2 protein-coding genes are annotated in these 1,826 nt (G+C 60.7%); both read left to right on the top strand.

Annotation, left to right across the window (positions count from 1 at the left end; translation table 11 throughout):
• Positions 1-300 precede the first annotated feature (300 nt).
• Positions 301-1,317, top strand: a complete 1,017-nt coding sequence (locus NEZ08_RS23570) for an IS110 family transposase (RefSeq protein WP_298112496.1) — start codon at positions 301-303, stop codon at positions 1,315-1,317.
• A gap of 302 nt (positions 1,318-1,619) precedes the next feature.
• On the top strand, positions 1,620-1,826 hold a 207-nt coding region (locus tag NEZ08_RS23565), incomplete at its 3' end, for an HTH domain-containing protein (RefSeq protein WP_298112493.1).

Genomic DNA, 1,826 nt, shown 5'->3' with positions numbered 1-1,826 from the left:
TCCGCCGAACCGCCCGCATACCGTTGCGCCGCCAACTGCCAGCGCGACAACTGCGCGACCGGGATGCCGATATTCGTCGCCGCGCGACCTAGCGCAGCCGTGTTGGTGACGGAGCGCAGAACGTCCTGCATCCCACGGATGCCGGCCAGCACGCCAAGGAAGCCGAGTGTTGATTTCCGCTGAGATCTGACCCGGGAAGGCCGGATTTTTCCACTGAGAATTGTTGGGGTGGAACGGCCCACGGCATCGGATGTGCCAAGATGAGGTCGCTCAAATGACCATCATGAAAGGGCCGCTCCGATGGAATTTAAACGGATATCGATCGATACGTCGAAGCATATTTTCACGATACACGGCGTTGACGGGCAAGATCGTGTCATTCTGAGGCGGGATCTGCGGCGAGGGCAGATGGAAGCCTTCTTTGCCAAGGTGCCCGCGACAGAGATCGCTCTGGAAGCCTGCGCGGGAAGCCATCATTGGGCCCGAAAATTTGTCGCCATGGGTCACCAGATCAAGTTGATCCCTCCCCAGTATGTGAAGCCCTTCGTAAAGCGCGGCAAGAACGATCGCAACGACGCGGAAGCGATCAGCGAGGCTGCCGCGCGGCCGAACATGCGCACCGTGCCGGTTAAGACGGTCGACGAGCAGGCCGCGACGATTGTCGTGAAGCACCGCGAGATGCTTGTCGGGCAACGAACGCAGGCGATCAATGCCTTACGTGGCCATGCCGCTGAATTCGGTATCGTCGCGGCCAAGGGCTGCGGCAATGTTGAGGCGCTGGTCTGCGTTCTGACAAATGAGGCTGCCATCCCGGAAGGTGCTCGGACGATGTTCGCTCAGATGGGACGACACATTGCTGAACTCGATCTGAAGATCCGGACGATCGACCGGCAGTTGCTGGAACAGCATAAGGCCAACCCAGTCAGCCAGCGTCTCGCCGCGATCCCCGGCGTTGGCCCAATTTCCGCGATTACCTTGGCGATCTCGATAAACCCTGCGAATTTCGAGAGTGGCCGACACTTCGCTGCGTGGCTGGGACTGACGCCACGAGAACATTCGACAGGTGGAAAGCATCGGATTGGCGGGATCAGCAAGGCAGGCAATGAGCGGCTGCGCCAGTTGCTGGTCGTCGGTGCGATGTCGGTGGTTCGATACGCGAAGCCGGGCAGCAAATCGGCAAGCACCTGGCTGCTGCAGTTGCTGGAGCGCCGGCCGCGCAAGGTCGCGGCAGTCGCTCTGGCCAACAAGATCGCCCGGATCATCTGGGCGATGATGGCGCGTGGCGAGGCATACCGGCGGCAGCCGGCATCAGCCTGACCGCGGCCGGTGCCGGGGAGGCAGGAGCGATAGAAGATGATGGTGATCGGTCGAACCGACGAATGGCTAAAATCCAGCCTGGGTCAACGGCACGTCGATGCCGCAGATTTGTTTGGATGTCATTCGCGGATCCCATCTGGGCTGGCGGTCATGAGGCCGCACCGAAAAGCCGGACACATGACCGCATTCGTGCCGCCGCCACGTCTTCCAAGCTCGCTCTTGAATCCCGGGCCGTTCCACACATGACCCATGTTTGACTGTTTCCCCGTCTGGAAGAGGCGGGGGCGAACGGAGTGTTGGACATGGCGTTTTTGAGCATTATCCGCCGGTGGCATAAGCGTGAGCATGTGCCGATCCGAGAGATTTCCCGGCGCACAGGCGTGTCGCGGAACACGATCCGCAAATATCTTCGGTCTGATGTGATTGAGCCGAAGTTTCAGGTTCCGGACCGGCCGAGCAAGCTCGATCCTTATGCCGAGAAGCTTTCGGCGTGGCTGCGCCGTGAGGGG

The sequence above is a fragment of the Bradyrhizobium sp. genome (assembly GCF_027451485.1).
GTDB lineage: Bacteria > Pseudomonadota > Alphaproteobacteria > Rhizobiales > Xanthobacteraceae > Bradyrhizobium.
The sequence above is the reverse complement of the archived record's forward strand: the minus strand, read 5'-3'. Positions and strand labels throughout refer to the sequence as shown.

Coding starts and splice junctions, on each gene's coding strand:
- NEZ08_RS23570 (WP_298112496.1), top strand. CDS start 301: ATGGAATTTAAACGGATATCGATCGATACGTCGAAGCATATTTTCACG.